The organism is Streptomyces sp. NPDC005722, from assembly GCF_040630935.1.
Lineage (GTDB): Bacteria > Actinomycetota > Actinomycetes > Streptomycetales > Streptomycetaceae > Actinacidiphila.
The window spans coordinates 16,254-40,419 of record NZ_JBEXYN010000023.1 but is presented as its reverse complement, the minus strand read 5'-3'; the positions used below and the strand labels follow the sequence as shown (position 1 = coordinate 40,419).

Sequence of the window (24,166 nt, the reverse complement as noted above, 5' to 3'; positions counted from 1 at the left end):
TACCCCCGCACGCCTATCTGACCCGCCACCGGCCGTTGTACGCCCATACGAGAGGAGGGGGTGTGGCGGGGTGCGCCCCCTGGCCGAAGACTGAGGAAGACGAGCGGCGAACGCGGTGCCGAATGATGCGGGCTTGCACCGTGGGGCCGTGGGGTCAGACGGCGGTTCCGGGTACCCCCGCACGCCTATCTGACCCACCACCGGCCGTTGTACGCCCATACGACGGGAGGGGGTGTGTCGGGGTGCGCCCGGAAACGACGAGCGGCGAACGCGGTGCCCGACGATGTGGACGTAAACCGCGAGCGTTGAGGACGTGCGCCGGCGCGGCGCCGACCCCAGACGAACTTGCGCAGGCCCGCACCAATCGCGCCGGGCAATCGGGCGGGAGGGTGGGAGACAGCCCGCCGCAGGCGCACGCAACGTGCACGCAAACAACCAGGTGGCCCGGCGCAGCCACCCGCAACCACGACGGCGCCGCAGACAAGCACGCACCGGGCACACAACGCCCCCGGCGCAGGAGGCGCAAGCCTCACTCAAGCGCCGCCAAAAACGCCCGCACCGCCGCCAGATCCGCCGCGGACGCGAGCCCCGCGTGGTAGAGCCGCAACTCCGTCGCCCCCGCCGCGGCGGCCCGCGCCGCGTCCTCGGCCAGCGTGCCGGGGCTGCCCCCCATCCCGGCGACCACGGGAAAGTTGGCGGCCAGCACGGTCCCCGCCCCGGCGAGCCGACCGCAGGCCGCGACCAGGTCCACCCCGGGCAGCACGAGCCCGTCCGCGTGCCTCAGAACGTACCCCGGGTCGACACCCACATTGGCCCCGCAGCGATGCGCGTTCGGGTCCGCGTGCAGCAGCACCCGGAACCCCGGTGCCCCGGCCGCTGCCGCGGCCGCCCGTACCGCCTCCACCGCCGCCCGCTGCAACTCCCGCGCGACGGGGCCCCGCCACGCCATGGTGAGCCCCGCGAGGTCCGCCCCGAGCAGCTTCTCGACGTCGGCCCACTCGTCGGCCCCGGGGGTCCACTCCCCCGCCCAGACCGGCGCCAGGGCGCCCCGCACGGCCGCCCGCAGCGCGTCCGGGTCCGCGCCGAGCCCGGCGTACCCCGCCTCGCACGCGGCGCAGAAGCACAGGGACATCAGGTACTGCGCGGCCCCGGGCAGCGGGACCCCGCCGACCTTGTCGTGGGCGTGCAGGTGCGCGAAGCCGTACCAGCCGCAGGACTCCAGTTCCGTGCCGCCCGTCCCGGTCCCCGGCCGCACCGCGGCCTCCGCCGCCAGGTCGACGAGGTACTCGCGCACCTCCGGCTGGGCGATGCACGGCGCCCAGGGGTAGCGGTCGCCGTAGGCGTTGCGCACGCTCACCCGGGGGTGCTCGTCCCCGAGGCGGGAGTTGTGGGCGAGCACGACCCAGGAGTGCACGTCCAGTCCGGCCGCACGAAGGGCCCGGGCGGCCTCGCCGTAGGCGTCCTCGGCGCCCGCCCAGTCCTGGGTGTACGGCCGCAGGGCGCGTCCCGCCCAGCGGCGCTCGCCGGGCGGGTAGAGGACGGCTGCGTGGCGCGCGGTGACGACGCGGTGCCCGGGGTGGCGGGGGGTCAGCGCGCGCGTGGAGTGGTAGGCGGAGGCGAGGGTGACCTGCTGCACGCCGAGGCCGGCCATGCGGTCCGCCGCCTCCGGGTCGCCGATGACGTCCCACGGGTAGACGAAGGTGGAGGCTCTCAACGCGGCTCCTGGTGAAGGGGGTTGACGCGGGTCACGGTACGTCAGTCCTCGCCGAGCAGGGCGAGGCCGCGGTCGATGAGTTCGGCGAGTTCCTTGATGTGCGCGGGTGAGGGCTCGGACAGCGGCGGGCGCACCTCGCCGGCGTCGAGCCCGCGCAGCCGGACACCGGCCTTGACCAGGGAGACGGCGTAGCCGCGGCCCTGTTGGCGCAGTTCCACCAGGGGCCGGTAGAAGCCGTCGAGGAGGGCGTTGACGGTGGCGTCGTCGCCGCCGGTCAGGGCGCGGTGGAAGGCGAGGGCGATCTCGGGCGCGAAGCAGAAGACGGCGGAGGAGTAGAGGGTGACACCGATGCCGCGGTAGGCGAGGCCGGTGAGTTCGGCGGTGGGGAGGCCGTTGAAGTAGCGGAAGTCGCGGTCGGGGACGGTACTGCGGACGGCGCTGATGATGCGCTGCATCAGGTCGAGGTCGCCGACGCCGTCCTTGAGGCCGATGACGCGCGGGATGCGGGCGAGTTCGGCGACGGTCGCGGGGGTGAGGACGGCGTTGTCGCGCTGGTAGACGATGACGTCGAGGGAGGTGCCCGCGGCGAGCGCCGCGTAGTGCCGCAGCAGTCCGGCCTGGTCGGCGACGACGAGGTAGGGGGGCATGGCGAGCAGTCCGTCGGCGCCCGCGTCCTCGGCGAGGCGCGCGAACTGCAGGGCCAGGGCCGTGCCGTAGCCGGCGCCGGCGACGACGGGGACGCGGCCCGCGGACTCCTCGACGGCCGCGCCGACGCAGGCGCGGAACTCCTCGGGCGTCAGCGCGTGGAACTCGCCGGTGCCGCAGCACGCGAAGACCGCTCCGGCCCCGGCCTCGATCCCGCGGCGCACGTGCGCGCGGAAGACCTCCAGGTCGACGGCGCCGTCCGGGCCGAAGGGCGTCACGGGGAAGAACAGCAGGCCGTCGAGGCGCGCGGACAGTGAGGCGGCATCGGTCATCGGGTTCTCCCTGAGGACTGGCGTCTGTGCGCTCATCTGATCGATGTCCATATTCATGAACGCGTTCACGCTAAAGCAGCACAGGAGGAAGGGTCAAGGAAGACAGCCGCAGGTGGTGGAGTCTTGACGCTTCGACAAGCGCTCTTTAGCGTGTCCATGAATATGAATAACGTCCATGAACGTGGACGTCCTATCGAGGAGACCCGCGCATGCCCGCTCCCCGCACCGTCCTGCTGACCGGCGCCGCAGGCGGCCTGGGCACCCTGATGCGCGAGCTGCTGCCGGCTCACGGCTACGAGCTGCGCCTCCTCGACATGCTGCCCGTCGAGGGCGCGCCCGACGCGATCACCGCGGACCTGGCCGACCGCGCCGCCCTGCGCGAGGCCGTGCGCGGGGTCGACGCGATCATCCACCTCGCTGGCATCTCCCTGGAAGCCCCCTTCGAGAAGATCCTGCGCGCCAACGTCGAGGGCACGTACAACCTCTACGAGGCCGCCCGCGAGGAGGGCGTGCCGCGCATCGTCTTCGCCTCCAGCAACCACGCCGTCGGCTTCACCCCGCGCCCGGTCGGGGACGACCCGCTGATCCCGGTCGACACCCCGCGGCGCCCCGACACCTTCTACGGCCTGTCCAAGGGCTTCGGCGAGGACCTGGCCCAGCTCTACTGGGACCTGCACGGCCTGGAGACCGTTTCCGTCCGCATCGGCTCCTGCTTCCGGGAGCCGACGTCCGTGCGCATGCTGTCGGTCTGGATGAGCCCCGAGGACGGCGCACGGCTCTTCCACGCCGCCCTCACCGCCGAGGGCGTCGGGCACACCGTCGTCTACGGCAGCAGCGCCAACACCCGGCTGTGGTGGGACCTGTCCTCCGCACGGGCGCTGGGCTACGAGCCGCAGGACGACTCCGAGCCCTTCGCGGCGAAGCTCGTCGCCGAACAGGGCGAACTCGACCCGGCGAACCCCGACCACGCCCACCTCGGCGGCCACTTCACCACGCACCCGCCCATCTGGCCGCACTGACCGGGGCCGCTCTCGGAGGATTCGCGCGGTGACGTGGGCGGCGCCCGGGGAGGCGAGCCGGTGCGCGAGCGCGACGTCCCCGCCCGCGTTGCGGGCCGGCACGTCCACCCGGCCGAACCGCTCCGCCACGACATCGCGCACCCCGGCCGCCTCCGCCTTCGTCGGCCAGGCCCGCCGGGACCGCCACCCGCCGACCACCGCGATGCGTGACACGTGAAAAGCCCGTTCGGTAATGGAACCGTAAACCCGTAACGATCGTTAAGCGGAACATGACCGCAATGACACCCGGCTCGAACATCCCGCTCTCCGCGGCGCGCGTGACAGTGGAGGTATCCGCGCCCGTGCGGCTGGACGTCTCGGGCCTCCTGATCGCCGCCGACGGCAAGGTGCGATCCGACGACGACTTCGTCTTCTACAACCAGCCCGCGGGGCCGGGTGTGACCTACCGGTCCGGTGGCGGCACCTCCCCCGACGCCATCACGGTCGACACCGCGGCCGTGCCCGCCGGCATCGAGAAGATCGTCGTGACGGCGAGCCCCGACGCGCCCGGGGCCACCTTCGCCGGCACCGAGCCGACGGCGACGCTGCGGGACGCCGACAGCGGCACCGTCCTCGCCACCTTCACCCCGTCCGGGCTGAGCAGCGAGACCGCGCTCGTGGTGGTGGAGGTCTACCGCCGCTCCGGCGCCTGGAAGGCCCGCGCGGTCGGCCAGGGGTACGCGAACGGTCTTGCGGGCATCGCCACCGACTTCGGCGTCTCCGTGGAAGAGCCCGCGGCCGCCGCGCCGCAGGCACCGCCCCAGGCGCCGCCCATGGCTCCCCCGCCGCCCGCCCCGGCGGCGGCCGCCGTGACGCCGCCCCCCGCACCCCCGGCCGCGCCCCCGGCCCCGCCCGCCCCGCCGACCGGCACGGGCAAGATCAACCTGGACAAGGGCCGCGTCAACCTCCAGAAGCACCAGACGGTCTCCCTGGTCAAGGGCGGCAAGCCGCTGATGGCCTCGGTCCGCATGGGCCTGGGCTGGGAGCCCGCCTACCGCGGCAAGGACATCGACCTGGACGCCTCGGTCATCGCGTACGGGCCGCAGCGCAACCACATCGAGTCCTGCTACTTCGGCCGGCTCACGATCCTCAACGGCGCGGTCCAGCACTCCGGCGACAACCTCACCGGCGAGGGCGCGGGCGACGACGAGGTCATCACCGTCCACCTCGGCGGGCTGCCGCCCGAGGTCACCGGGCTGGTCTTCACCGTGAACTCCTTCTCCGGCCAGAAGTTCAACCAGGTGGCCAAGGCCTATTGCCGGCTGATGGACGGCACGACGGGCGAGGAGCTGGTGCGCTTCGACCTCACCGGCGCCGAGCCGCGCACGGGCGTGATGATGGCCAAGTTCATCCGCCAGTTCTCCGGCGAGTGGGAGATGACGGCGATGGGCGACTTCGTCGACTCCCGCACCGTCAAGGGCATGGTCAAGCCCGCCGCGCAGGCGCTCTGAGCGACGCGGGCGCGCCCGGTGGTCCGTGCAGGGCACGGACCACCGGGCGCGGGTGACGCGGTCGGGTCTCAGCAGGCTCCGCCGTGGCCCTGGCGGCGCCAGGGGCCGGTGACGGCCAGCATGATGCCCGGGTCCTGGATGTTGGCGAACAGCGTCCTGCCGTCGGGCGAGAAGGTCACCCCGGTGAACTCGCTGTACTCCGGCTCCTCCGCGGTGCCGATGTTGAGCTCGTTGCGGGCGATCGGGTAGGTACGGCCGTCGCCGAGCGCGCCGAACAGGTGCTGCACGCCCTCGCCGTCCTCGGCGATGACCAGGCCGCCGTAGGGCGAGACGGTGATGTTGTCGGGGCCGTCGAAGGCGCCGTCGGCCGACGGGTCGGGGTTGACGCCCAGCAGGACCTTGAGGGTCAGGGTGCGGCGCTTGGGGTCGTAGAACCACACGGCACCGTCGTGGGACGCGCCCGGGCTCTCCTCGCGGGCGTAGGAGGAGACGACGTACACGCCGCCGTCGCCCCACCACATGCCCTCCAGCTTGCGGGCCCGGGTGACCTCACCGGCCGCGAACTGCTTGCGGACGGAGGTCGTCTTCGCGTCGCGGTCCGGGACGTCCACCCAGTCCACGCCGTAGACCACGCCGATCTTCGTGGCGCGGGACAGGTCGTCCACGAACCTGCCGCCCGAGTCGTAGCACTTGAAGGCCTGCAGCACGCCCGCGTCCTCGGGCAGCGCGCGCAGCCTGCCGCGGCCGTGGTGGAAGCCGGCCGGCGGGGTCCAGCGGAAGAACAGGCCGTTGGGGTTGGAGGCGTCCTCGGTGAGGAAGAGGTGGCCGCGCTTGGGGTCGACGACGACCGCCTCGTGCGCGTAGCGGCCCAGGGCCTTGATCGGCTTGGGGTCGCGGTTGGCCCTGCGGTCGTACGGGTCGACCTCGAAGACGTAGCCGTGGTCCTTCAGGAAGCCGTTCTTGCCGGCCTTGTCCTCGGTCTCCTCGCAGGTCAGCCAGGTGCCCCAAGGAGTGCGGCCGCCGGCGCAGTTGGTGGCGGTGCCGGCCACGCCGACCCACTCCACGACGTGGCCGCCGTGCTGGGCGACCTCGACGATGGTCACGCCGCCCGCCGCGCCGGAGTCGTAGACCAGGCCCTCGGTCAGCGGGACGGGGTGCGGCCAGTCGGCGCGGGCGCCGGCCAGCTCGTGGTTGTTGGCGAGCAGCGTGGCGCCGCGCAGGCCCTCGAAGGTGGCGGTGCCGTCGTGGTTGGAGGGGGTCGACTCGCCGGACTCCAGCTTGGTGACGCCGGTCCGGGTGATGACCCGGTAGGAGAAGCCCTTGGGCAGGGCGAGGATGCCCTTGGGGTCCGGCACCAGCTCGCCGTAGCCCAGCCCGCCGTGGTGCCGGGAGGCGCCGGCCTCGGCGGCGGTGGCCGGTGCCTCGGCGGCGAGGGCGCCGGGTGCGGTCGCGAGGACGTCGACGGTTCCGGCCAGCGCGACTCCGGCGCCGGTGATCGCCGTGCGCTTGGCGAAGTCTCTGCGGGTGAGAGGCATCGTTCTCTCCTGAGGCCACAAGGTCGGTGCTCTGCCGCAGTCACGCTCCCGTCCCGCGGCGAACGGGAGTTGAACTGAGCGGGACATTCCGGCGCCCATTCCCTGCAGCGTTCGGGCCTCCCGCGCGCCCTCCCCGCGGGGTCCGCGAGGAGGGCCGCGGGCCGCTCAGGGCGCCGTGGTTCCCGCCGAACGGGCCTTGAACGCGGCCTTGCGCGCCTCCTTGGCCAGCCGCTTGTCGGGGTGGATGCGCCCCATGGCCTCCAGCACGTCGGCGGTCGCCGGGTGGTCCACCCGCCAGGCGGCGGAGAAGAACCCGTCGTGCCGGGCGACGAGGTCGGTGACCAGTTCGCGCAGCAACTCGGGGTCGTCGTCGGCGTCGAGCTGCGCGGCGATGGTGTCGACGGTGAGCCAGAAGATCATGTCCTCGTCGGGTGCCGGGACGTCCGCCGCCTCGCGCTCCGTCAGCCAGACCCGGGCCAGTCCGCCGAGCTGGCGGTCGGCCAGGACCTCGCGCAGGGCCGGCTCGGCCTCGTCGCCGAGCAGGCTCAGGGTCTGCTGGGCCACCAGCCGGCGGCCGGGCGCGTTGCGGTCCTCGCCGCGCGCCGCCTCCAGCAGCTCGCGGGCCGCGTCGTACGGCTTGCGGTTGCCGAGCCACGCGTCGGCCTCCCGGCGGGCGATCTGGTCCGGGTACTGGAACAGCGCCTCCAGGAGGACCGTGGCCGGTTCCCCGGCCAGGTCCCCGGCGACCGGGGCGTGCATGCCGGCGTCGACCAGCCGGGTCCGCACGCCGTACAGGCCGAGCGGCGTCAGCCGCACGAGACCGTAGCGGGAGACCTCCTCCGGCCCGATCTCGTCCGGGAAGACCGCCGCGCCCTCGGCGGGGCCGTCGTCCTCCGACTCGGCCTCCTCGATCAGCGCCTCGTCCAGGGGCTGGTACTCCAGCAGCCCGGTGGTCGTGAGGAGCCGGAAGTGCTCGTCGAGGCGCATCATCACCTCGGTGACGTCCTCCAGCAGGGCGTCGCTCGGCTCCTCGACGTCCTCGGGGACGACGAGGGAGGCGGCCAGCACCGGCAGCGGCACGGCGTCCTTGGCGTCGCCGCCGGAGTCCTCCATGGCGGTGAAGAGGTAGAGGTTGGCGAGCGCGCCGTCGAGGAACTCGGCCTCCTCCTCCGGGTCCCAGTCCAGGGAACCCAGGTCGACCTCGCCGTCCGGGCCCAGTTCCTCCATCAGGCCGTCGAGGTCGGGGGTCGCGGCCTCGGCCAGCGCCGTGTCCAGCGCGGCCAGCCACACCTCCAGCACCTCGCGCGGCCCGCCCGCGTCCAGCCGCCGCAGCGCCTCGCCGGGCACGGCGCGCCCAGCGGGCTCGTCCAGGGCCACGATGCCGGCGCCGGTCTCCTCGTCGTCCTCGTCCGGGCCGTCCTCGATCTCGAGGTCGACGAGTCCGGCGTCCACGGCCACGCCCCAGGCCTGCGCCGCCTCCGCCGGGCCGTCCGGCTCGTCCTCCAGGCCCAGCTCACGGACGGCGCGCGGGACGTCCTCCGCGGTCAGCTCCCCCATCGCGTCGACGGTCACGTGCGGCGCGCACCAGCGCGCCAGTCGTACCGCGCGGTCGAGGAGCGGTACGGCGAGTGCGAACCGCGCCAGCTCCTCCTCGGGCAGCAGCCTCACCGGCGGCAGGTCGAGGCGGTCAGCGGCCATGGCGGGGTCTCCTATGCAGCGGTGTCGTGGGGGGGCGCCCGAACGCGCAGCACCAGCCTAGACGTGTGGGCGGCCGGTGGGTGCGCTTCGGCCTTCCGTCACCCGCCGTTACCGCAACGGACGCGCGATCCGTCGGCATTGAACGGGTCGGGGCGGCCCACCGGACGTGCCCGGCCGTTCCACCCGTCAGCGACGTCACTCCCGCCCCAACCCCGGCCCCACCCCCGACCCTGCCCCCGGTGCGTACGCCCCGGCGGCCCGAATCACCGGCGCACGACCGGGCGCACGTGAGCCCCCCGCACGCCGCCCGGCGCGAGGGGGTGTGCGAAGACCTGTCATGATCCCCGCCATGACGACGAGCGGTACGGACGCGGCGCACGATGCGGTCGACCGGCACGTGCGGAGGTTCTTCACGGGCCACCCGGTGGGCACGGCCGCCCACGACCTGGGCGACGGACGGCGCGGCACGGTCCCCGGCCTGCGGATCATCGAGGTGGGCCCGGGTCCTCGCGGTGACCACTGGACCTATGTGACGGCCGGCTGCTGGTCCCCGGACGACCGCGACGGCCACGGCATCGAGTTCGTCCTGACCGCCCCCGTCGCCGACCCCCGGTTCGCCGACCTGATCGCCATGACCGCCCACTACCACTGCGGCCCCTCCCCGCACCCGCTCGACGTGGGCCACAGCCTCCCGGTCGGCGAACCCTGGATCCCCGGTTCTGCCTGCGACCACATCCTGGTCAGCCTCCCGTACCTGCACGGCCCCGACTTGGAGGTGTGCCACCTGCCGGGCGGCCACGCCCGCCTGCTGTGGCTGCTGCCGGTGACCGCTTCCGAGATCGCCTTCCGCCGCGAGCACGGCACCGAGGCGCTGGAGCAGCGCTTCGACGACGCCGGAATCCGTCCCCTGGACCTGCACCGGCAGCCGGTGGTCTGAGCCGGGCGGCGGGCGACCGCGGCGCCGCCCGGGACCGGCACCGGGTCCCTCGAACACGGGGGCCGGTATGACGATCCGACAACGTCCCTAGGATGTCCGGGTGACGACGGACACCGCTACGCCGGACCGCACCGACGACGACGCCGGCGACCCCCGGGCGGCGACCGCCGCTGACTGGCCGCTGCGACTCCGCCGGTTCGGCCACAGCCCCCGCCCCCGCACCGACACCCGCGAGCGGCTGGTCCCGCCGTTCCCGGAACCGGGTACCCGCGTGTGGCGGGCCCTGGGCCTCGGCCCGGCGCGGGCGCACCGCGCCGCACGGGCCATGGGCTGGCTCGGCCCCGTCCTGGTCGCCGTCCTCGCCGGCGCGCTGCGCTTCGTGGGCCTCGGCAGCCCGCACGCGATCGTCTTCGACGAGACGTTCTACGCCAAGGACTCCTGGTCCCTGCTCCAGCTCGGCTACGAGGGCGGCTGGCCCGACCGCAAGGTCTCGGACCCGCAGATCCTCGGGGACCCCCAGGTCATCCCCCTCTCCGAGACCGCCCACTTCATGGCGCACCCGCCGATGGGCAAGTGGGTGATCGCGCTCGGCGAGTGGATGTTCGGCCTGAACCCGCTGGGCTGGCGCTTCATGGTGGCGGTGCTCGGCACGCTGTCGGTGCTGATGCTGTGCCGCATCGGCCGCCGCCTGTTCCGCTCCACGGCGCTGGGCTGCCTGGCCGGTGGGCTGATGGCGGTGGACGGCCTGCACTTCGTGATGAGCCGGGTCGCCCTGCTCGACGTGGTCGTCATGTTCTTCGTGCTGGCGGCGTTCGGCTGCCTGCTGATCGACCGCGACCGCGCGCGGGCCCGGCTCGCCGCGGCCCTCCCCGTGGACGAGGACGGCTTCGCCGGTCCCGACCCCGCCGCCGCGGCCCGCGCCGGGACCGGCCTGCGGCCCTGGCGGCTCTCCGCCGGCGCGCTCCTGGGCCTCGCCTCCGGCGTCAAGTGGAACGGCCTGTACTACCTGGCGTTCTTCCTGCTGCTGACCGTCCTGTGGGACGTCGGCGCCCGCCGCCTGGCCGGGGCCCGCCGGCCCTTCCGCGCGGTGCTCCGCCACGACCTCGGCTGGTCGTTCCTGTCCGTCGTCCCGGTCGCCGTGCTGGCGTACCTGGTGACCTGGACCGGCTGGTTCCTCAGCGACGACGGCTACGGCCGGCACTGGGCCGACGGCCGGGGCGGCACGTGGTCGTGGATCCCGGCGCCGCTGCGCAGCCTGTGGCACTACGAGTACGGGGTCTACCAGTTCAACGTCGGCCTGGACGACCCGCACCCCTACCAGTCCAACCCGTGGAGCTGGCTGGTCCTCGGCCGTCCGGTGTCCTTCTTCTACGAGTCCCCCAAGCTGGGGCAGGACGGCTGCGGCACCGCGAACTGCTCACGGGAGATCCTGGCCCTCGGCACGCCCCTGCTGTGGTGGGCGGGCTGCTTCGCCCTCGTCTACCTGCTCTACCGCTGGGCGATGCGCCGCGACTGGCGGGCGGGCGCCGTCCTGTGCGCGGTCGCCGCGGGTTACCTGCCGTGGTTCCACTACCAGAACCGCACGATCTTCTCCTTCTACGCCGTCGTCTTCCTCCCCTACGTCTGCCTCGCCCTCGCCATGGCGATCGGCGCACTGCTGGGCCGGGCCGGGGCGACCGAACGCCGCCGCGCCTACGGGGCGGTGGCCGCGGGCGTGCTCGTCCTGCTGATCGTCTGGAACTTCATCTACTTCTTCCCGATCTACACGGGGCGGACGATCCCCTACGACGACTGGCACGCCCGCATGTGGCTCAACACCTGGATCTGATGCGGCCCGGGCCCGCGCGGAGGCGGCGTTCCTAGAGCAGGCCCAGGTCGTCCAGTTCCTTGTGCAGGCCCGCGCGCGGGTTGTCGGCGGGGACCGGGAGGCCGCCGCGGGTCACCGCGGCGGGCCCGCCGCCCCCGCGGGCCGGGCGGTCGCCGCGGGCGCGCCGGTCGCGGAAGAGCCAGGCCCCCACCAGGCCCCCGACCAGCCCGCCGAGGTGGCCCAGCCAGCTCACCCCGGGCGTCCCGGGCACGGCGACCGTGAGCATGTAGGCGAAGGACGCCGCCATCACGATGCCGATGAGGGTGTCGATCAGGTGCCGGTCGAAGAGCCCGCGGACCACGACGTAGCCGAAGTAGCCGAAGATCAGGCCGCTGGCGCCGACGGTGTCGGCGTTGCCCTGCTCGAAGAACCACACCGCGAGGCCGCTGGTCACCGCGACGAGCAGGCTCAGCGCGAGGAAGCGGCCCACCCCGCGGTACGCGGCGAGGAAACCGAACACGAACAAGGGACCGGAGTTGCTCTCGATGTGCGCCCAGCTCCAGTGCAGGAACGGCGCGGTGAGGACGTCCGGCAGGGTGCCGACGTCGCCGGAGACCACCCCGTAGTCCCGCGAGAGCGCGTAGTGGCCCGCGTAGTTGGCCAGTTGCAGCAGCCAGACGACCGCCAGGAAGCCGAACATCACGAAGAACGCCTTGCGCGCCTCCGCGATCATCTCCTCCGGCCGTACCGCTCCCGAACCCGACCCGTCCCGCTCCGCCCCACCCATGACACGTCCCTCCCCGGCGGTCCCCGACCGCCCACACCACGAACCCCGCGGGTCACATGGTGCCCCAGGCAACCAGTTCCGCCCAAGCCCCACGGCTGAGCCCGGCGTGCCAGTCCCCCTGCGGACCCTGCGGGCCGCATACGCTGCGGGGACGTGTTGCCTGGCGAGCAGGGAGAGGGTGTGGCATGGCGTCCTCAGACGTGCACCTCCGGGAGATCACCGACGAGAACCGGGAAGCCGTCCGTGCCCTCCGCGTCCGGAACAAGCAGAAGCAGTTCGTCGCCTCCGTGTCGCTGTCGCTGAAGCAGGCCGCGAAGATGCCGGACGCCGGCCCCTGGTACCGCGCCGTGTACCGCGGCGACGAGCCGGTCGGCTTCGTGATGCTCTCGTGGAAACCGCCGTCCGGCCCGTACCAGGGACGCCACTTCATCTGGCGCCTCCTGATCGACAAGCACCACCAGGGACACGGGATCGGCCGCGAGGTGCTCACCCAGATCGTCGACCTGGTCCGCGCGGACGGCGCCACGGAACTGCTGACCAGCTACGAGCCCGGCGACGGCGAGCCCTGGCCCTTCTACCGCAAGTTCGGCTTCGAACCCACCGGCGACATCGACGACGGCGAGATCGTCCTCCGTCTCCCCCTCCCGCCCGCGACAGCCGCAGCCACGCCCGACGCGACCCCGCACGCGTAGCGCCGGTCCCGCGCGAGGCAGCCTGTACGCGAGGCCCATGATGCGAGCGCTCACCCCTCGGGATGGTGGCGAGCCCATTCCCGACGCCCAACCTGTTGTGACCTCCCCACGGACCGGCGCCACCCCGAGTCCGGGGGTAGAATCTCGCGGATGCCCGTCCGTCAGCACGTGTACTTCGCCCTGTACAGCCGCCACACCCCTGCACACGAGATCACCGAGCGGCTCGGCGTCAGCCCCGACAAGGTGTCGGTGCGGGGCAGTCGCCGCGCGGGGCCGACGGTGCTCCCGGTCGACCACTCGTGGAAAGTCGCGTGCGCGGATCCGGACGTGTGCGTGGACGAGCAGATCGCCCGCGTCCTCGACAGGCTGCGGCCCCACACCGCCGGCATCGCCGCACTCGCCGCCCGCCTGGCCGCCGAGGGCGGCGGGGCCGTGCTCCAGGTGGTGCGCTGCTTCGAGGACGCGGACCGGACCCCTCCCGGGGCCCCGGACGGCCCGAACCTCTTCGGCTGGCACCTGGACCGCGAGGTCCTGGACTTCCTCGCCGCCGTCGGTGCCGAAATCGACGTGGACGAGTACGACATGACCTCCGGCCCGGACGAGGACTGAACGCGACCGGACGCGCGAGCGCCCTCCCGGGCCGTCATCGGCGGCGGAAGGGCGCTCGTCACCTCGGCCGGCGCGGTCCGGGGTCCCGGGACGCCGGACCGTACGCGGTCAGTTGTGGCTGTGGAGGATCTCGTTCAGCCCGCCCCAGGAGCCCTTGCGCTGCAGGACCTCGACCGTGCCGGTGATGGAGTTGCGGCGGAAGAGGAGGTTGTTCGCGCCGGAGAGCTCCTTCGCCTTGACGATGGTCTCGTCGGGGAGGCAGACCCGGGTGCCGGCCGTGACGTAGAGGCCGGCCTCGACGACGCAGTCGTCGCCCAGGGAGATGCCGATGCCGGCCTCGGCGCCGAGGAGGCAGCGCTCGCCGATGGAGACGACGGTCTTGCCGCCGCCGGAGAGGGTGCCCATGATCGAGGCGCCGCCGCCGATGTCGGAGCCGTCCCCGACGATGACGCCCTGGCTGATGCGCCCCTCGACCATGGAGGTGCCCAGCGTGCCGGCGTTGAAGTTGCAGAAGCCCTCGTGCATCACGGTCGTGCCCGACGCGAGGTGGGCGCCGAGGCGGACGCGGTCGGCGTCGGCGATGCGGACGCCGGAGGGGACGACGTAGTCCGTCATGCGCGGGAACTTGTCGACGCCGTGGACGGACAGGTGCAGCCCCTCCGCGCGGGCGGCGAGGCGGGCGCGCTCGACGTTCCCGGCGGGGACGGGGCCGAGCGAGGTCCAGGCGACGTTGGCCAGGAGGCCGAAGATGCCGTCCAGGTTCTGGCCGTTGGGCTTGACCAGGCGGTGGCTCAGCAGGTGCAGGCGCAGGTAGGCGTCGTGCGCGTCGAGCGGCTTGTCGTCGGTCGAGGCGATGACGGTGCGCACGGCGACGACCTCGACGCCGCGGCGCGGGTCCGGTCCCAGGGCCTTGGGGGCGGCGTCGCCGAGCAGTTCGGCGGCCTGGTCCGCGGTGAGGCGTTCGGTCCCGGCGGGGCCGGGGGCCGCCACGAGCTCGGGCGCGGGGAACCAGGTGTCGAGGACGGTGCCGTCGTCGGCGATCGTGGCGAGGCCTGCGGCAACGGCACCGGTGGCGCGAGAGGTGGCGGTCGTTTCAGTCATGGGTCGAACGCTAGTCGTTGCGTCCCGCGCTTGCCCAACCGGCCCGCCATCCGGAACGCCGCCGCGCCCGGCCCGTCACCGCCCCCGCCACGACCCGGCCGGCGCCCTTCCCCGCGTCGTGCCGCCACCGCGCGGCGGCCGCCAGCACCACCGCCCCGCTGAGCGCGGCCAGCACCGCGCAGACCGGCCAGAGCGCACCGGGCGCGGCGTCGTAGAGGGCGCCGCCGAGGGGCGGGGCGAGGACGGTGCCGCTGACGGAGGCCCCCGCGTACAGGGACTGGAAGCGGCCCTGCAGGTGGTCGGGGGCGTTGTCGGCGACGTAGGCGGTGGCGGTGGTCTTGTAGAGGATCTCGCCCGCCGTGAGGAGCAGCATCATGGTCGCCGCCGTGCCGATGTACGGCCCGCCGGCCAGGGCGGCGTAGCCGGCGCCGACCAGGACGAGCCCGGTGCCGATGATCGGCAGCGGCGGGCGGCGGCGCAGGGCGACGGTGGCGGGGATCTCCAGGCAGAGGATGACGCCGCCGTTGACGGCGATCAGCCAGCCGTACGCGCCGGTGCCGATGCCGTGGTCGGCGAGCCAGACGGGCAGGGTGGAGTACTGCTGCCGGTAGACGGTGTCGGCGACCAGGATCGTCACCAGCAGCACCATCACGGCGGGCCGGGCGCGCAGTGCCGCCCACAGCCCGCCGGCGCGGTCTGGGCGCGCGGCGCGGTCCCGGCGGGCGCCCTGGGCGGGCAGCGCGAGCGCGGCGTAGCCGGCGAAGAGCAGGGTGCCGATGCCGTCGGCGACGAAGAGCCAGGTGTACGAGGTGTGCGCGGCCAGGAGCGCGCCGAGCGGCGGCCCGATGGTGAAGCCCGCGTTGGAGGCGAAGCGGAGCACGGCGAAGCCCTGGCGGCGCGCGCCCTCGGGCACGGACACGGCGACGAGCGCGGAGTTGGCGGCGCGTACGGTGCCGGCCGCGTACTGCGCGAGCAGCAGGACGGGCAGCAGCGCGGCGGTGGGCAGGGCGGGCAGCAGGACGAGCCCGGCGCCGGAGACGGCGGACCCGGCGAGCAGGACCCGGCGGTGCCCGAGGTGGTCGCCGAACCAGCCGCCGGTGAAGTTGCCGGCGACGAGGCCCACCCCGCCCGTGCCGGCGATCAGTCCGGCCTCGGGGACGGGCAGGCCGCGTACCGCGGTCAGCCAGACGAAGAGGTAGACGAACGTGAAGCTCACGACCGCGTTCGTGAAGACCCCCGCGGCCAGCGACCAGACGACCCTGGGCACCTCGCGCATGCCCGCACCCCCATCCACCCTGTGAGTTCCTTTTGGGAACTCACTCCCGGGTGGCAGGATAGCGGCATGGCCCGCCGCACAGAACCAGGTGACGCGAACTGCTCCATCGCGCAGGCCCTCGACGTGGTCGGCGACTGGTGGACGCTGCTGATCGTGCGGGACGCCGCCCGCGGCGTGGAGCGCTTCGACGACCTGCAGCGCGAACTCGGGGTGTCCCGCAAGGTGCTGGCCGAACGGCTGCGCCTGCTGGTCGACGCGGACGTGCTGGCCCGCGAGCCCTACCAGGAACGCCCGGTGCGGTACGCGTACCGGCTCACCCCCCGCGGCCGGGCCCTGATGCCGGTGCTGATCGCCCTCCAGGACTGGGGCGACCAGTGGGTGCTGGGCGACGGCGCGACCACCGGCACCGCGGCGGACGGCTCACGCGAGGCGGAGCGGGTCCACGCGCTGACGGGCACCCGGGTGCCGGAACTGCTGCTGCCCGCGGGCCCGGACGGCGAAATGCGCGACCCGGTGGCCGCGGAGCAGCCGTTCACCGTCCTGTACTGCTTCCCCGGCGCCTACGCGAGCCCCGCGTCCTACCCCCCGGGCTGGGGCGACATCCCGGGCGCGGCGGGCTGCACGCTGGAGTCCTGCACCTACCGCGACCGGCAGGCGGAGTTCGCCGCGGCGGGCGCGGCCGTGCACGGGGTGAGCGCCCAGCGCCCCGACGAGCAGGCGGAGTTCGCCCGGCGGGAACGGCTGCGCTTCCCCCTGCTGTCGGACGCCGAACTGACCCTGTCGGCGGCGCTGCGGCTGCCGACCTTCCGGGCGGGCGGCGCGGTGCGGCTGAAGCGGCTGACGCTGGTGGTCGGCGCGGACCGGGTGGTCCGGCGGGTGTTCTACCCGGTCACGGACGTCGCGGCGAGCGTGGCGGAGGCACTCGACGCGGTCAGGACTGCGTCGCGGCCTTGACCGCGTCCGGTTCGGCGGCCGCGTCGCGTACGCCCGGCAGCCGCTGGGCGCCGAGCACGGCCGCGCCGGCGACGACGCCGAGGACGGCGCACAGCGGCCACAGCGCGTCCGGCGCGGTCTCGTAGAGCACGCCGCCGAGCGGGGCCGCCAGCACCACGCCGCTGATGGAGGCTCCGGCGTACATGCTCTGGAAGCGGCCCTGCAGGTGGTCGGGGGCGTTGTCGGCGACGTAGGCGGTGGACGGCGACTTGTAGAGGATGTCGCCGACGGTCAGCAGCACCATCATCACGACGGCGGCCGCGACGTACCAGTGGCCGGTGGTGAGCGCGGCGAAGCCGAGGCCGACCAGGACCACGCCGAGTCCGATGATCGGCAGCGGGGCGCGCCGGCGCAGCGCGACGGTCACCGGGAGTTCGAGGAGGATGACCAGGGCGCCGTTGACGGCGATGAGGGCGCCGTAGACGCCGGTGCCGATGCCGTGGTCCTTCAGGAACACGGGCAGCGTGGAGTACTGCTGGCGGTAGATGGTGTCGGCCACCAGGATCGCGGCGAGCAGCACCAGGACGGCGGGCCGGGCGCGCAGCGCGGTCCACAGGCCCGGCGCGTCGGGCGAGGTGGCGCCCTTGGGCCGGTGGTTGCCGTTCGCCGGCAGGATGAAATGCGCGTAGACGCCGAAGAAGAGCATGCCGAGGCCGTCGGCGACGAAGAGCCAGTCGTACGAGACCGTGGTGGCGATCAGCGCCCCGAGCGGCGGGCCCACGGTGACGCCGAGGTTGGCCATGAAGCGCAGCAGGGCGAAGCCCTGGCGGCGGGAGCCCTCGGGCACGGAGAAGGCGATGAGCGCCGAGTTGGAGGCCCGGGTGACGCCGGTGGCGTACTGGGCGACCGGGAAGACCACCGCGAGGGCGACGGTCGGCGTCAGCGGCAGCGCCGCCAGGCCGAGACCGGACACGACCATGCCGGTGATGAGGGTGCGGCGGTGGCCGAAGCGGTCGCCGAACCAGCCGCCGCTGAAGTTACCGGCGACCATGCCGATGCCGCCGACACCGGCGATGAGCCCGGCCTGGGAGGTGCTGAGCCCGCGGGGGCCGGTCAGGTAGACGAAGAGGTAGACGAAGGTGAAGCTCACCGCCGCCACGAAGAACATCCCGGTGGCAAGGAGCCACACCACCTTCGGTATGTCCTTCATCGCCTGCTTCATTACGGCCCTCCGATCGACGCCTTACAAGAATCGATCACGTGAAGGCGTGAATGCGGCGCGTGAGGATGCCGGATCAGGTCGCGACCGGTATAGGTCAGCAGTCTCGCCCGGCTTTGCCGATGATCCGCGCGAAGACCTCGCGGGCCTCCTCCCGGTCGATGTCGCGGCCGGTCAGCAGGGCCTGCAGGGACATCCCGTCGGTGAGCGCGGCCAGCGCCCGCGCGGTGACGGGGTCGGTCCACTGCGTGAGGAGGGCGGCCATGCGGTCCACCCACTCCGCGGCGACCGGGCGTACGGCTTCGTGGCGCAGCGCGGCCAGGTAGAGCTCGTACTCCAGCTGCGCACGGGGACGGTCCCGGGAGACCGTCTCCGCGACGAACCGGGCCAGTTCCTCCGCCGGGTCGGCGCCGGGCGAGCCGAGCAGGGAGCGCTCCCCGACCTCCCGGAAGAAGGCCTCGTTGCACTGCCGCAGGGCCGCCACCAGGAGGTCGTCGAGGGTGGCGAAGTGGTACGTGGTCGAGCCGAGCGGGACGTCGGCCGCCGCGGCCACCGCCCGGTGGCTGAGCCCCGCGATGCCGCGCTCACCGACCACGCGGATCGCGGCGTCGATGATGCGCTGCCGCCGCTCGGGGTCGTAGCGGCGGGCCATCAGTGGGAGCCGCCGAGGTTGAGGACGACCACCCCGGAGATGACGAGGAGGATCCCGAACAGCCTGGTCGCGGTCGCCGCCTCCCCGAGGAAGACCATGCCGATGGCGGCGACGGCGGCGGTGCCTATGCCGGACCAGATGGCGTAGGCGGTGCCTACGGAGAGCGTCTTGAGGGTCTGCGCGAGCAGCGCGAAGGCGATGAGGTAGCCGGCCGCGGTGCCGAGCGAGGGCCACAGCCGGGTGAAGCCGTCGCTGTACTTCATCGAGGTCGTCCCGAGCACTTCGGCGAGTATCGCCGCGCCCAGCAGTGCGTAAGCCATGCGTACGAGCGTACACATCGTTGTGTACGCCCGTACATACGCGGCCGCCTCAGGGCCCTCAGGGCCCTCAGGACCGGCGCGACCACCACCGCTTCCGGGCGGCCGCCGGCTGCGGGGCCGGTTCCAGCCCCAGCGAGCCGGTCATGAAGAACTCCCCGTCGACCCAGTGCCCGGCCTCCGGGGTGTCCGTCAACTCCTCTTCGGCGACGGCGACATCGACCTCGAACCCGGCGATCGTCCGCACCCGCAGCCGGTGGAAGCGGCCTCCGGTGACGTCGCCGGTGTGGGCCTCGGCCAGCAGCACCTCCCCGGCGAACCCGGCGTGCGCCGAGGGCACCCAGTCCTCCTCCGCCCCCTCGGGCCTGAACAGGCCGAACGGGATGAGGAAGTCGGGCGCGAAACCGATCTCCTCGCCCTCCTGCGAGGCCTCGTACGCCTCCTTGCCGCCGGTGTGGAGCGTGATCCGCTCGGCGAGCGCGCCGAGGCGCAGCGATCCCTCCGGGACCTTCCCGCCGCGGGCCCGCAGCACGGCGCGGTCCTCCAGCTCCACCGTGAGCGGGCAGACCATCGTCCCGCCCGGTCCGTCGAGGAGTTCGAGCCGGGCGACCTCCTCGTCCACCAGCGACACCCCGCGCACCGGCACGGGTTCACCCCCGGGGCTGAGGCAGGGCAGTACCTGGGTGATCGACCCGTCCTGGGTCTCGATCACGACCCGGGCACCGCCGGCTCCGGTCCACACGTGCTGCCGCAGCGCGCCGTCGACCGTCCGCGGATCGGTCCGCCCGACCAGCCCGACGACGAGCTCGCGGAAGGAGTCCTGGTCGGCGACGCCGAGTCCGATGGCGGCGAAGTGATTGCTCATGCACGGAAGACTCACGGTCCGCACGGCATGGGCGCAAACGAAAATACGACTGCGGGGCGCCGCTCGAAGGAACGGCGCCCCGCAGTCGCGGCCCGCGGTCGCGGGCGTGAGGCTCAGACGTTGAAGCCCAGCGCGCGCAGCTGGTCGCGGCCCTCGTCGGTGATCTTGTCGGGGCCCCACGGCGGCATCCAGACCCAGTTGATCTTCAGGTCGTTGACGATGCCGTCGGTGGCCGACTTCGCCTGGTCCTCGATGACGTCGGTCAGCGGACAGGCCGCCGACGTGAGCGTCATGTCGAGGGTCGCGACGTTGCTGTCGTCGATGTGGATGCCGTAGATCAAGCCGAGGTTGACGACGTCGATGCCCAGTTCGGGGTCGACGACGTCGTAGAGGGCCTCACGGATCTCCTCCTCGCTCGCCGGCTTCGTCGTCGTCACTTCTGCGTTCTCGCTCATGCGGACTCCCTGACCGCGCCATCGCCCAGAGCCTGGGCGGTGGCGTCCTTCCACGCCATCCAGCTCAGCAGCGCGCACTTGACGCGTGCCGGGTACTTGGAGACGCCGGCGAACGCGACCGCGTCCTCCAGGACGTCCTCCATCGCGTCGTCGGGCTCCAGCTTGCCCTTGGACTGCATCAGCTCCAGGAAGACCTCCTGGACCTTCACGGCCTCGTCGACCTGGCGGCCGACGAGCAGTTCGTTGAGCACGGAGGCGCTGGCCTGGCTGATGGAACAGCCCTGGCCCTCGTAGCTGATGTCCTGGATGGACGTGCCGTCGAGCTTGACGCGCAGCGTGATCTCGTCGCCGCACGTCGGGTTGACGTGGTGCACCTCGACATCACCGTCGCGCAGGCCGCGGCCGTGCGGGTTCTTGTAGTGGTCCAGGATGACTTCCTGGTACATCGAATCCAGCTTCACAGGCTTCGCCGTCCGTCCCTCAGCCGAAGAAGTTCCGTACGTGCTCCAGGCCCTCGACCAAGGCGTCGACCTCGGCCGGGGTGGAGTACAGATAGAACGACGCTCGCGTGGTCGCGGGAATTCCGTACCGCAGGCAGACCGGCCGCGCGCAGTGGTGGCCGACCCGCACGGCGATGCCCTGCTCGTCGAGGACCTGGCCCACGTCGTGCGGGTGGATGTCGCCCAGGGTGAAGGAGATCGCGGAGCCGCGGCCCTCCGGGGTGTCCGGGCCGATGATCCTCAGTCCGGGCACCTCCTTGAGCCGCTTCAGCGCGTACTCGGTGATCGCGTGCTCGTGCGCGGCGATCCGGTCCATGCCGATGGCGCTGAGGTAGTCCACTGCCGCGCCGAGGCCGACGGCCTGGGCGATCGGGGGCGTGCCCGCCTCGAACTTGTGCGGCGCGGGCGCGTAGGTCGACTCGTGCATCGAGACGGTCTCGATCATCTCGCCGCCGCCCAGGAACGGCGGGAGGTCCTCCAGCAGCTCCTGGCGGCCCCACAGCACGCCGATGCCGGTCGGGCCGAGCATCTTGTGGCCGGTGAAGGCCACGAAGTCGGCCTGCAGCGCCTGCACGTCCAGCACCATGTGCGGCGCGGCCTGCGAGGCGTCGATCAGCACCAGGGCGCCGACCTCCTGCGCGCGGCGCACGAGCGCCTCGACCGGGTTGACCGTGCCCAGGATGTTGGAGACGAGCGTGAAGGAGACGATCTTCGTCTTCTCGGTGATGACCCGCTCGATGTCGCTCAGGTCGAGCCGGCCGTCGTCGGTCAGGCCGAACCACTTCAGCTTCGCGCCGGTGCGCTGCGAGAGCAGCTGCCACGGCACGATGTTGGAGTGGTGCTCCATCTCCGTGATGACGATCTCGGTGTCGCTGTCCACCCGGTAGGGCTCGTCGGCCCAGCCCAGCATGTTGGCGACCAGGTTCAGCGACTCCGAGGCGTTCTTGGTGAATATCACCTCGTCACGGCTCGGGGCGTTGATGAAGGCCGCGATCTTGTCGCGGGCGCCCTCGTACAGCGCCGTGGCCTCCTCGGCGAGCGTGTGCACACCGCGGTGGACGTTGGCGTTGTAGCGCTCGTAGTACTCGCTGAGGGCGTCGAGGACCTGGCGCGGCTTCTGCGAGGTCGCGGCGTTGTCCAGGTAGACGAGCCTCTTCCCGTCGTGGACCAGGCGGTCCAGCACCGGGAAGTCCTTGCGGATCGCCTCGGCGTCCAGCAGGCCCGGCAGCTGCGGTGTCACTCGGACGCGCCTCCCTTCACGTAGGCCTCGTAGCCCTCGGCCTCCAGCTTGTCCGCGAGCTCGGGACCGCCGGACTCGGCGATCCGGCCCGCGGCGAAGACGTGGACGTGGTCGGGCTTGATGTAGCGGAGGATGCGCGTGTAGTGGGTGATCAGCAGGGTGCCGACCTCACCGTTCTCGCGCACCCGGTTGACGCCCTCGGAGACGATGCGCAGCGCGTCGACGTCCAGGCCGGAGTCGGTCTCGTCGAGGATCGCGATCTTCGGCTTGAGCAGCTCGAGCTGGAGGATCTCGTGGCGCTTCTTCTCACCGCCGGAGAAGCCCTCGTTGACGTTGCGCTCGGCGAAGGAGGGGTCCATGTGCAGGCGCTCCATGGCCTCCTTGACCTCCTTCACCCACGTGCGCAGCTTCGGGGCCTCGCCGCGGATGGCGGTGGCCGAGGTGCGCAGGAAGTTGGAGACCGAGACGCCGGGGACCTCGACGGGGTACTGCATGGCCAGGAAGACGCCCGCCCGGGCCCGCTCGTCGACGGACATGGCGAGCACGTCCTCGCCGTCCAGGGTCACGGTGCCACCGGTGATGGTGTACTTCGGGTGCCCGGCCAGCGAGTAGGCCAGGGTCGACTTGCCGGAACCGTTCGGACCCATGATGGCGTGGGTCTCGCCCTGCTTCACGGTCAGGTCGACACCGCGGAGGATCTCCCGCGGACCGTTCTCGGCCTCGACGGAGACGTGCAGGTCGTGGATCTCAAGCGTTGCCATGGGTGTCTCAGGACTCCTGGGTGACGGAGACGAGCACATCGTCCCCTTGGATCTGAACGGGGTACACGGGGACGGGCCGCGTCGCGGGCAGCCCGGACGGCTTGCCGGTCCTCAGGTCGAAGGAGGAGCCGTGCAGCCAGCACTCGATCTGGCAGTCCTCCACCTCGCCCTCGGACAGCGAGACGTTCGCGTGCGAGCAGATGTCGTTGATCGCGAACACCTCGCCCTCGGTGAGCACGACCGACACCGGCACGCCGCCGAGCTCGACACGCTTGGGCGTGTCCTCCTCGAGCTCGCTCAGCGCGCAGGCGCGGACGAAGCCTTCGGCAGTGGTCATACGACGGACGCCTCCAGCTCCGCGTCGATCTTCTCCAGCAGGCGCTCCTGCAGGTCCGCGACACCGATCTGCTGGATCAGCTCGGCGAAGAAGCCGCGCACGACCAGCCGGCGGGCCTCGTCGGCCGGGATGCCGCGGGCCATCAGGTAGAACAGCTGCTCGTCCTCGAAGCGGCCGGTCGCCGAGGCGTGGCCGGCTCCGACGATCTCGCCGGTCTCGATCTCCAGGTTCGGCACCGAGTCGACCCGGGCGCCGTCGGTGAGCACCAGGTTGCGGTTGAGCTCGTAGGTGTCGGTGCCCTCGGCCTCGGCGCGGATGAGCACGTCGCCGATCCACACCGCGTGCGCGTCCCGGCCCTGCAGCGCGCCCTTGTAGGCCACGTTCGACCGGCAGTGCGGGGTGTCGTGGTCGATGAAGAGGCGGTGCTCCTGGTGCTGGCCCTCGTCGGTGAAGTACAGCCCGTACAGCTCGGCCTCGCCGCCCGGGGCGCCGTAGACGACCCGCGGGTGCAGCCGCACCACGTCGCCGCCGAAGGTGACGACGACGGACTTGAAGGTCGCGTCGCGGCCGACCAGCGCGGTGTGCTGGGCGGCGTGCACGGCGGTGTCGTCCCAGTCCTGGATGGAGACGACGGTCAGCTTGGCGCCGTCGCCGACCAGGTACTCGACGTTGGCGGCGACGGTCGCGTCGCCGGTGTGGTCGATCACCACGACCGCCTCGGCGAAGGCGCCGACCTCGACGACCTGGTGGCCGAAGGCCACGCCGCCCTGGCCGTGCACGGAGATCCGCACCGGCTCGGAGAGCACCGCGTCCTTGGGGATCGAGACGACGCCGGCCTTCTCGAAGGAGCTGTACGCCTGGGCGGCGACCCGGTCCACCGGCTTGCCCGCCCTGCCGACCCGGGCGTCCTCCCGGCCGACGGTCTCGACGGTGACGCCCGCGGGGGCGCTCACCTCGACCTTGACGCCGCCACCGGTGGCGACGGCGGTGCCGTCGTGCAGGCCGCGCAGCCGCTCCAGCGGGGTGAAGCGCCACTCCTCCTCGCGGCCTTGGGGCACGGGGAAGTCGGCCACGTCGTACGACGCGGGCGCGCTGACCCGGGCGTCCCGGGGCTGGCCGACCTGGATGGCGCCTTCGGTGGTGGCACCGGCGGCCGGGATGGTTTCAGCCATGGCTGGTTTACTGCCTCTTTCTGCCTATTTGTGCTCGCTCGCCTCCGGGCGCTCTGATCCGCTTCCGACGTTC

24 protein-coding genes are annotated in these 24,166 nt (G+C 72.7%); 7 read left to right on the top strand and 17 right to left on the bottom strand.

The window, feature by feature from the left end; genetic code table 11:
• Positions 1 to 529: 529 nt before the first annotated feature.
• Together ABZ479_RS24815 and ABZ479_RS24810 are read right to left on the bottom strand one after the other, a co-directional pair.
• Positions 530 to 1,714, bottom strand: a complete 1,185-nt coding sequence (locus ABZ479_RS24815) for a hypothetical protein (RefSeq protein WP_500463604.1) — start codon at positions 1,712 to 1,714, stop codon at positions 530 to 532.
• A 41-nt stretch (positions 1,715 to 1,755) separates the two neighbouring features.
• The gene (locus ABZ479_RS24810) at positions 1,756 to 2,691 is read right to left on the bottom strand and encodes a 5-dehydro-4-deoxyglucarate dehydratase (protein ID WP_499606168.1); all 936 of its coding nucleotides are present in this window, start codon (positions 2,689 to 2,691) and stop codon (positions 1,756 to 1,758) included.
• 209 nt (positions 2,692 to 2,900) lie between these two features.
• Between ABZ479_RS24810 and ABZ479_RS24805 the strand changes: the two genes are divergently transcribed.
• Both ABZ479_RS24805 and ABZ479_RS24800 read left to right on the top strand, forming a co-directional pair.
• Positions 2,901 to 3,710: an NAD-dependent epimerase/dehydratase family protein gene (locus ABZ479_RS24805; protein ID WP_499606167.1), complete on the top strand. Its 810-nt coding sequence runs from the start codon at positions 2,901 to 2,903 to the stop codon at positions 3,708 to 3,710.
• Between the two features lie 278 nt (positions 3,711 to 3,988).
• A complete protein-coding gene (locus ABZ479_RS24800) occupies positions 3,989 to 5,200 on the top strand; it encodes a TerD family protein (protein ID WP_500463677.1) in 1,212 nt (403 codons plus the stop codon).
• Between the two features lie 68 nt (positions 5,201 to 5,268).
• On the opposite strand, the gene ABZ479_RS24795 is transcribed toward ABZ479_RS24800, so the two are convergent.
• A complete protein-coding gene (locus ABZ479_RS24795; protein ID WP_500463603.1) occupies positions 5,269 to 6,735 on the bottom strand; it encodes an alkaline phosphatase PhoX in 1,467 nt (488 codons plus the stop codon).
• Positions 6,736 to 6,900: 165 nt separating this feature from the next.
• Positions 6,901 to 8,433, bottom strand: a complete 1,533-nt coding sequence (locus ABZ479_RS24790; protein WP_500463602.1) for a hypothetical protein — start codon at positions 8,431 to 8,433, stop codon at positions 6,901 to 6,903.
• Positions 8,434 to 8,782: 349 nt separating this feature from the next.
• On the opposite strand from ABZ479_RS24790, the gene ABZ479_RS24785 reads away from it, so the two are divergent.
• Together ABZ479_RS24785 and ABZ479_RS24780 are read left to right on the top strand one after the other, a co-directional pair.
• Positions 8,783 to 9,370, top strand: coding sequence for a suppressor of fused domain protein (locus tag ABZ479_RS24785; RefSeq protein WP_500463601.1), 588 nt, complete (start codon positions 8,783 to 8,785; stop codon positions 9,368 to 9,370).
• Between the two features lie 100 nt (positions 9,371 to 9,470).
• Positions 9,471 to 11,198 carry a dolichyl-phosphate-mannose--protein mannosyltransferase gene (locus ABZ479_RS24780; protein WP_500463600.1) on the top strand — a complete coding sequence of 576 codons (1,728 nt, stop codon included), beginning with the start codon at positions 9,471 to 9,473 and terminating at the stop codon, positions 11,196 to 11,198.
• A gap of 31 nt (positions 11,199 to 11,229) precedes the next feature.
• Here ABZ479_RS24780 and ABZ479_RS24775 read toward each other — a convergent pair whose 3' ends face one another.
• Positions 11,230 to 11,964 carry a rhomboid family intramembrane serine protease gene (locus ABZ479_RS24775; protein WP_500463599.1) on the bottom strand — a complete coding sequence of 245 codons (735 nt, stop codon included), beginning with the start codon at positions 11,962 to 11,964 and terminating at the stop codon, positions 11,230 to 11,232.
• Positions 11,965 to 12,149: 185 nt separating this feature from the next.
• On the opposite strand from ABZ479_RS24775, the gene ABZ479_RS24770 reads away from it, so the two are divergent.
• Positions 12,150 to 12,656 carry a GNAT family N-acetyltransferase gene (locus ABZ479_RS24770; RefSeq protein WP_499606160.1) on the top strand — a complete coding sequence of 169 codons (507 nt, stop codon included), beginning with the start codon at positions 12,150 to 12,152 and terminating at the stop codon, positions 12,654 to 12,656.
• A gap of 150 nt (positions 12,657 to 12,806) precedes the next feature.
• Positions 12,807 to 13,265 carry a DUF4279 domain-containing protein gene (locus ABZ479_RS24765; RefSeq protein ID WP_500463598.1) on the top strand — a complete coding sequence of 153 codons (459 nt, stop codon included), beginning with the start codon at positions 12,807 to 12,809 and terminating at the stop codon, positions 13,263 to 13,265.
• Positions 13,266 to 13,373: 108 nt separating this feature from the next.
• Here the strand turns inward: ABZ479_RS24765 and dapD are convergent, their stop codons facing one another.
• Positions 13,374 to 14,366 (bottom strand): 2,3,4,5-tetrahydropyridine-2,6-dicarboxylate N-succinyltransferase, encoded by a 993-nt coding sequence (dapD, locus tag ABZ479_RS24760; protein WP_500463597.1) that lies wholly within the window; start codon positions 14,364 to 14,366, stop codon positions 13,374 to 13,376.
• Between the two features lie 10 nt (positions 14,367 to 14,376).
• Positions 14,377 to 15,642 (bottom strand): MFS transporter, encoded by a 1,266-nt coding sequence (locus ABZ479_RS24755; protein ID WP_500463596.1) that lies wholly within the window; start codon positions 15,640 to 15,642, stop codon positions 14,377 to 14,379.
• A gap of 66 nt (positions 15,643 to 15,708) precedes the next feature.
• On the opposite strand from ABZ479_RS24755, the gene ABZ479_RS24750 reads away from it, so the two are divergent.
• Positions 15,709 to 16,596: a winged helix-turn-helix transcriptional regulator gene (locus ABZ479_RS24750; RefSeq protein WP_500463595.1), complete on the top strand. Its 888-nt coding sequence runs from the start codon at positions 15,709 to 15,711 to the stop codon at positions 16,594 to 16,596.
• Here ABZ479_RS24750 and ABZ479_RS24745 read toward each other — a convergent pair.
• From ABZ479_RS24745 to sufD, 10 genes are all read right to left on the bottom strand, one after another.
• Positions 16,574 to 17,785: an MFS transporter gene (locus tag ABZ479_RS24745; RefSeq protein WP_500463594.1), complete on the bottom strand. Its 1,212-nt coding sequence runs from the start codon at positions 17,783 to 17,785 to the stop codon at positions 16,574 to 16,576. The two genes, ABZ479_RS24750 and ABZ479_RS24745, sit on opposite strands and share 23 nt — an antisense overlap.
• 106 nt (positions 17,786 to 17,891) lie before the next feature.
• Positions 17,892 to 18,446: a TetR/AcrR family transcriptional regulator gene (locus ABZ479_RS24740; RefSeq protein WP_500463593.1), complete on the bottom strand. Its 555-nt coding sequence runs from the start codon at positions 18,444 to 18,446 to the stop codon at positions 17,892 to 17,894.
• Positions 18,446 to 18,766: a DMT family transporter gene (locus ABZ479_RS24735; RefSeq protein WP_500463592.1), complete on the bottom strand. Its 321-nt coding sequence runs from the start codon at positions 18,764 to 18,766 to the stop codon at positions 18,446 to 18,448. Before ABZ479_RS24735 ends, ABZ479_RS24740 begins: the two co-directional genes overlap by 1 nt.
• 67 nt (positions 18,767 to 18,833) lie before the next feature.
• Positions 18,834 to 19,628, bottom strand: coding sequence for a hypothetical protein (locus ABZ479_RS24730; protein ID WP_500463591.1), 795 nt, complete (start codon positions 19,626 to 19,628; stop codon positions 18,834 to 18,836).
• Between the two features lie 113 nt (positions 19,629 to 19,741).
• Positions 19,742 to 20,083 carry a metal-sulfur cluster assembly factor gene (locus tag ABZ479_RS24725; protein ID WP_018560667.1) on the bottom strand — a complete coding sequence of 114 codons (342 nt, stop codon included), beginning with the start codon at positions 20,081 to 20,083 and terminating at the stop codon, positions 19,742 to 19,744.
• A complete protein-coding gene (gene sufU, locus ABZ479_RS24720; protein ID WP_018560668.1) occupies positions 20,080 to 20,544 on the bottom strand; it encodes a Fe-S cluster assembly sulfur transfer protein SufU in 465 nt (154 codons plus the stop codon). Before sufU ends, ABZ479_RS24725 begins: the two co-directional genes overlap by 4 nt.
• A gap of 19 nt (positions 20,545 to 20,563) precedes the next feature.
• Entirely contained in the window at positions 20,564 to 21,823 is a 1,260-nt protein-coding gene (locus ABZ479_RS24715; protein ID WP_500463590.1) for a cysteine desulfurase, read from the bottom strand.
• Complete coding sequence (sufC, locus tag ABZ479_RS24710) at positions 21,820 to 22,584, bottom strand: Fe-S cluster assembly ATPase SufC (RefSeq protein ID WP_499606146.1); 765 nt, start codon at positions 22,582 to 22,584, stop codon at positions 21,820 to 21,822. Before sufC ends, ABZ479_RS24715 begins: the two co-directional genes overlap by 4 nt.
• Before the next feature lie 7 nt (positions 22,585 to 22,591).
• On the bottom strand, positions 22,592 to 22,921 hold the full coding sequence (locus tag ABZ479_RS24705) for a non-heme iron oxygenase ferredoxin subunit (protein WP_018560671.1): 330 nt from the start codon (positions 22,919 to 22,921) through the stop codon (positions 22,592 to 22,594).
• Entirely contained in the window at positions 22,918 to 24,093 is a 1,176-nt protein-coding gene (gene sufD / locus ABZ479_RS24700) for a Fe-S cluster assembly protein SufD (protein ID WP_500463589.1), read from the bottom strand. The genes ABZ479_RS24705 and sufD overlap by 4 nt, the downstream gene beginning before the upstream one ends.
• Positions 24,094 to 24,166 lie beyond the last annotated feature (73 nt).

Coding starts and splice junctions, on each gene's coding strand:
- ABZ479_RS24810 (WP_499606168.1), bottom strand. CDS start 2,691: ATGACCGATGCCGCCTCACTGTCCGCGCGCCTCGACGGCCTGCTGTTC.
- ABZ479_RS24805 (WP_499606167.1), top strand. CDS start 2,901: ATGCCCGCTCCCCGCACCGTCCTGCTGACCGGCGCCGCAGGCGGCCTG.
- ABZ479_RS24800 (WP_500463677.1), top strand. CDS start 3,989: ATGACACCCGGCTCGAACATCCCGCTCTCCGCGGCGCGCGTGACAGTG.
- ABZ479_RS24795 (WP_500463603.1), bottom strand. CDS start 6,735: ATGCCTCTCACCCGCAGAGACTTCGCCAAGCGCACGGCGATCACCGGC.
- ABZ479_RS24790 (WP_500463602.1), bottom strand. CDS start 8,433: ATGGCCGCTGACCGCCTCGACCTGCCGCCGGTGAGGCTGCTGCCCGAG.
- ABZ479_RS24785 (WP_500463601.1), top strand. CDS start 8,783: ATGACGACGAGCGGTACGGACGCGGCGCACGATGCGGTCGACCGGCAC.
- ABZ479_RS24775 (WP_500463599.1), bottom strand. CDS start 11,964: ATGGGTGGGGCGGAGCGGGACGGGTCGGGTTCGGGAGCGGTACGGCCG.
- ABZ479_RS24770 (WP_499606160.1), top strand. CDS start 12,150: ATGGCGTCCTCAGACGTGCACCTCCGGGAGATCACCGACGAGAACCGG.
- ABZ479_RS24765 (WP_500463598.1), top strand. CDS start 12,807: ATGCCCGTCCGTCAGCACGTGTACTTCGCCCTGTACAGCCGCCACACC.
- dapD (WP_500463597.1), bottom strand. CDS start 14,366: ATGACTGAAACGACCGCCACCTCTCGCGCCACCGGTGCCGTTGCCGCA.
- ABZ479_RS24755 (WP_500463596.1), bottom strand. CDS start 15,642: ATGCGCGAGGTGCCCAGGGTCGTCTGGTCGCTGGCCGCGGGGGTCTTC.
- ABZ479_RS24750 (WP_500463595.1), top strand. CDS start 15,709: ATGGCCCGCCGCACAGAACCAGGTGACGCGAACTGCTCCATCGCGCAG.
- ABZ479_RS24745 (WP_500463594.1), bottom strand. CDS start 17,785: ATGAAGGACATACCGAAGGTGGTGTGGCTCCTTGCCACCGGGATGTTC.
- ABZ479_RS24740 (WP_500463593.1), bottom strand. CDS start 18,446: ATGGCCCGCCGCTACGACCCCGAGCGGCGGCAGCGCATCATCGACGCC.
- ABZ479_RS24735 (WP_500463592.1), bottom strand. CDS start 18,766: ATGGCTTACGCACTGCTGGGCGCGGCGATACTCGCCGAAGTGCTCGGG.
- ABZ479_RS24730 (WP_500463591.1), bottom strand. CDS start 19,628: ATGAGCAATCACTTCGCCGCCATCGGACTCGGCGTCGCCGACCAGGAC.
- ABZ479_RS24725 (WP_018560667.1), bottom strand. CDS start 20,083: ATGAGCGAGAACGCAGAAGTGACGACGACGAAGCCGGCGAGCGAGGAG.
- sufC (WP_499606146.1), bottom strand. CDS start 22,584: ATGGCAACGCTTGAGATCCACGACCTGCACGTCTCCGTCGAGGCCGAG.
- ABZ479_RS24705 (WP_018560671.1), bottom strand. CDS start 22,921: ATGACCACTGCCGAAGGCTTCGTCCGCGCCTGCGCGCTGAGCGAGCTC.
- sufD (WP_500463589.1), bottom strand. CDS start 24,093: ATGGCTGAAACCATCCCGGCCGCCGGTGCCACCACCGAAGGCGCCATC.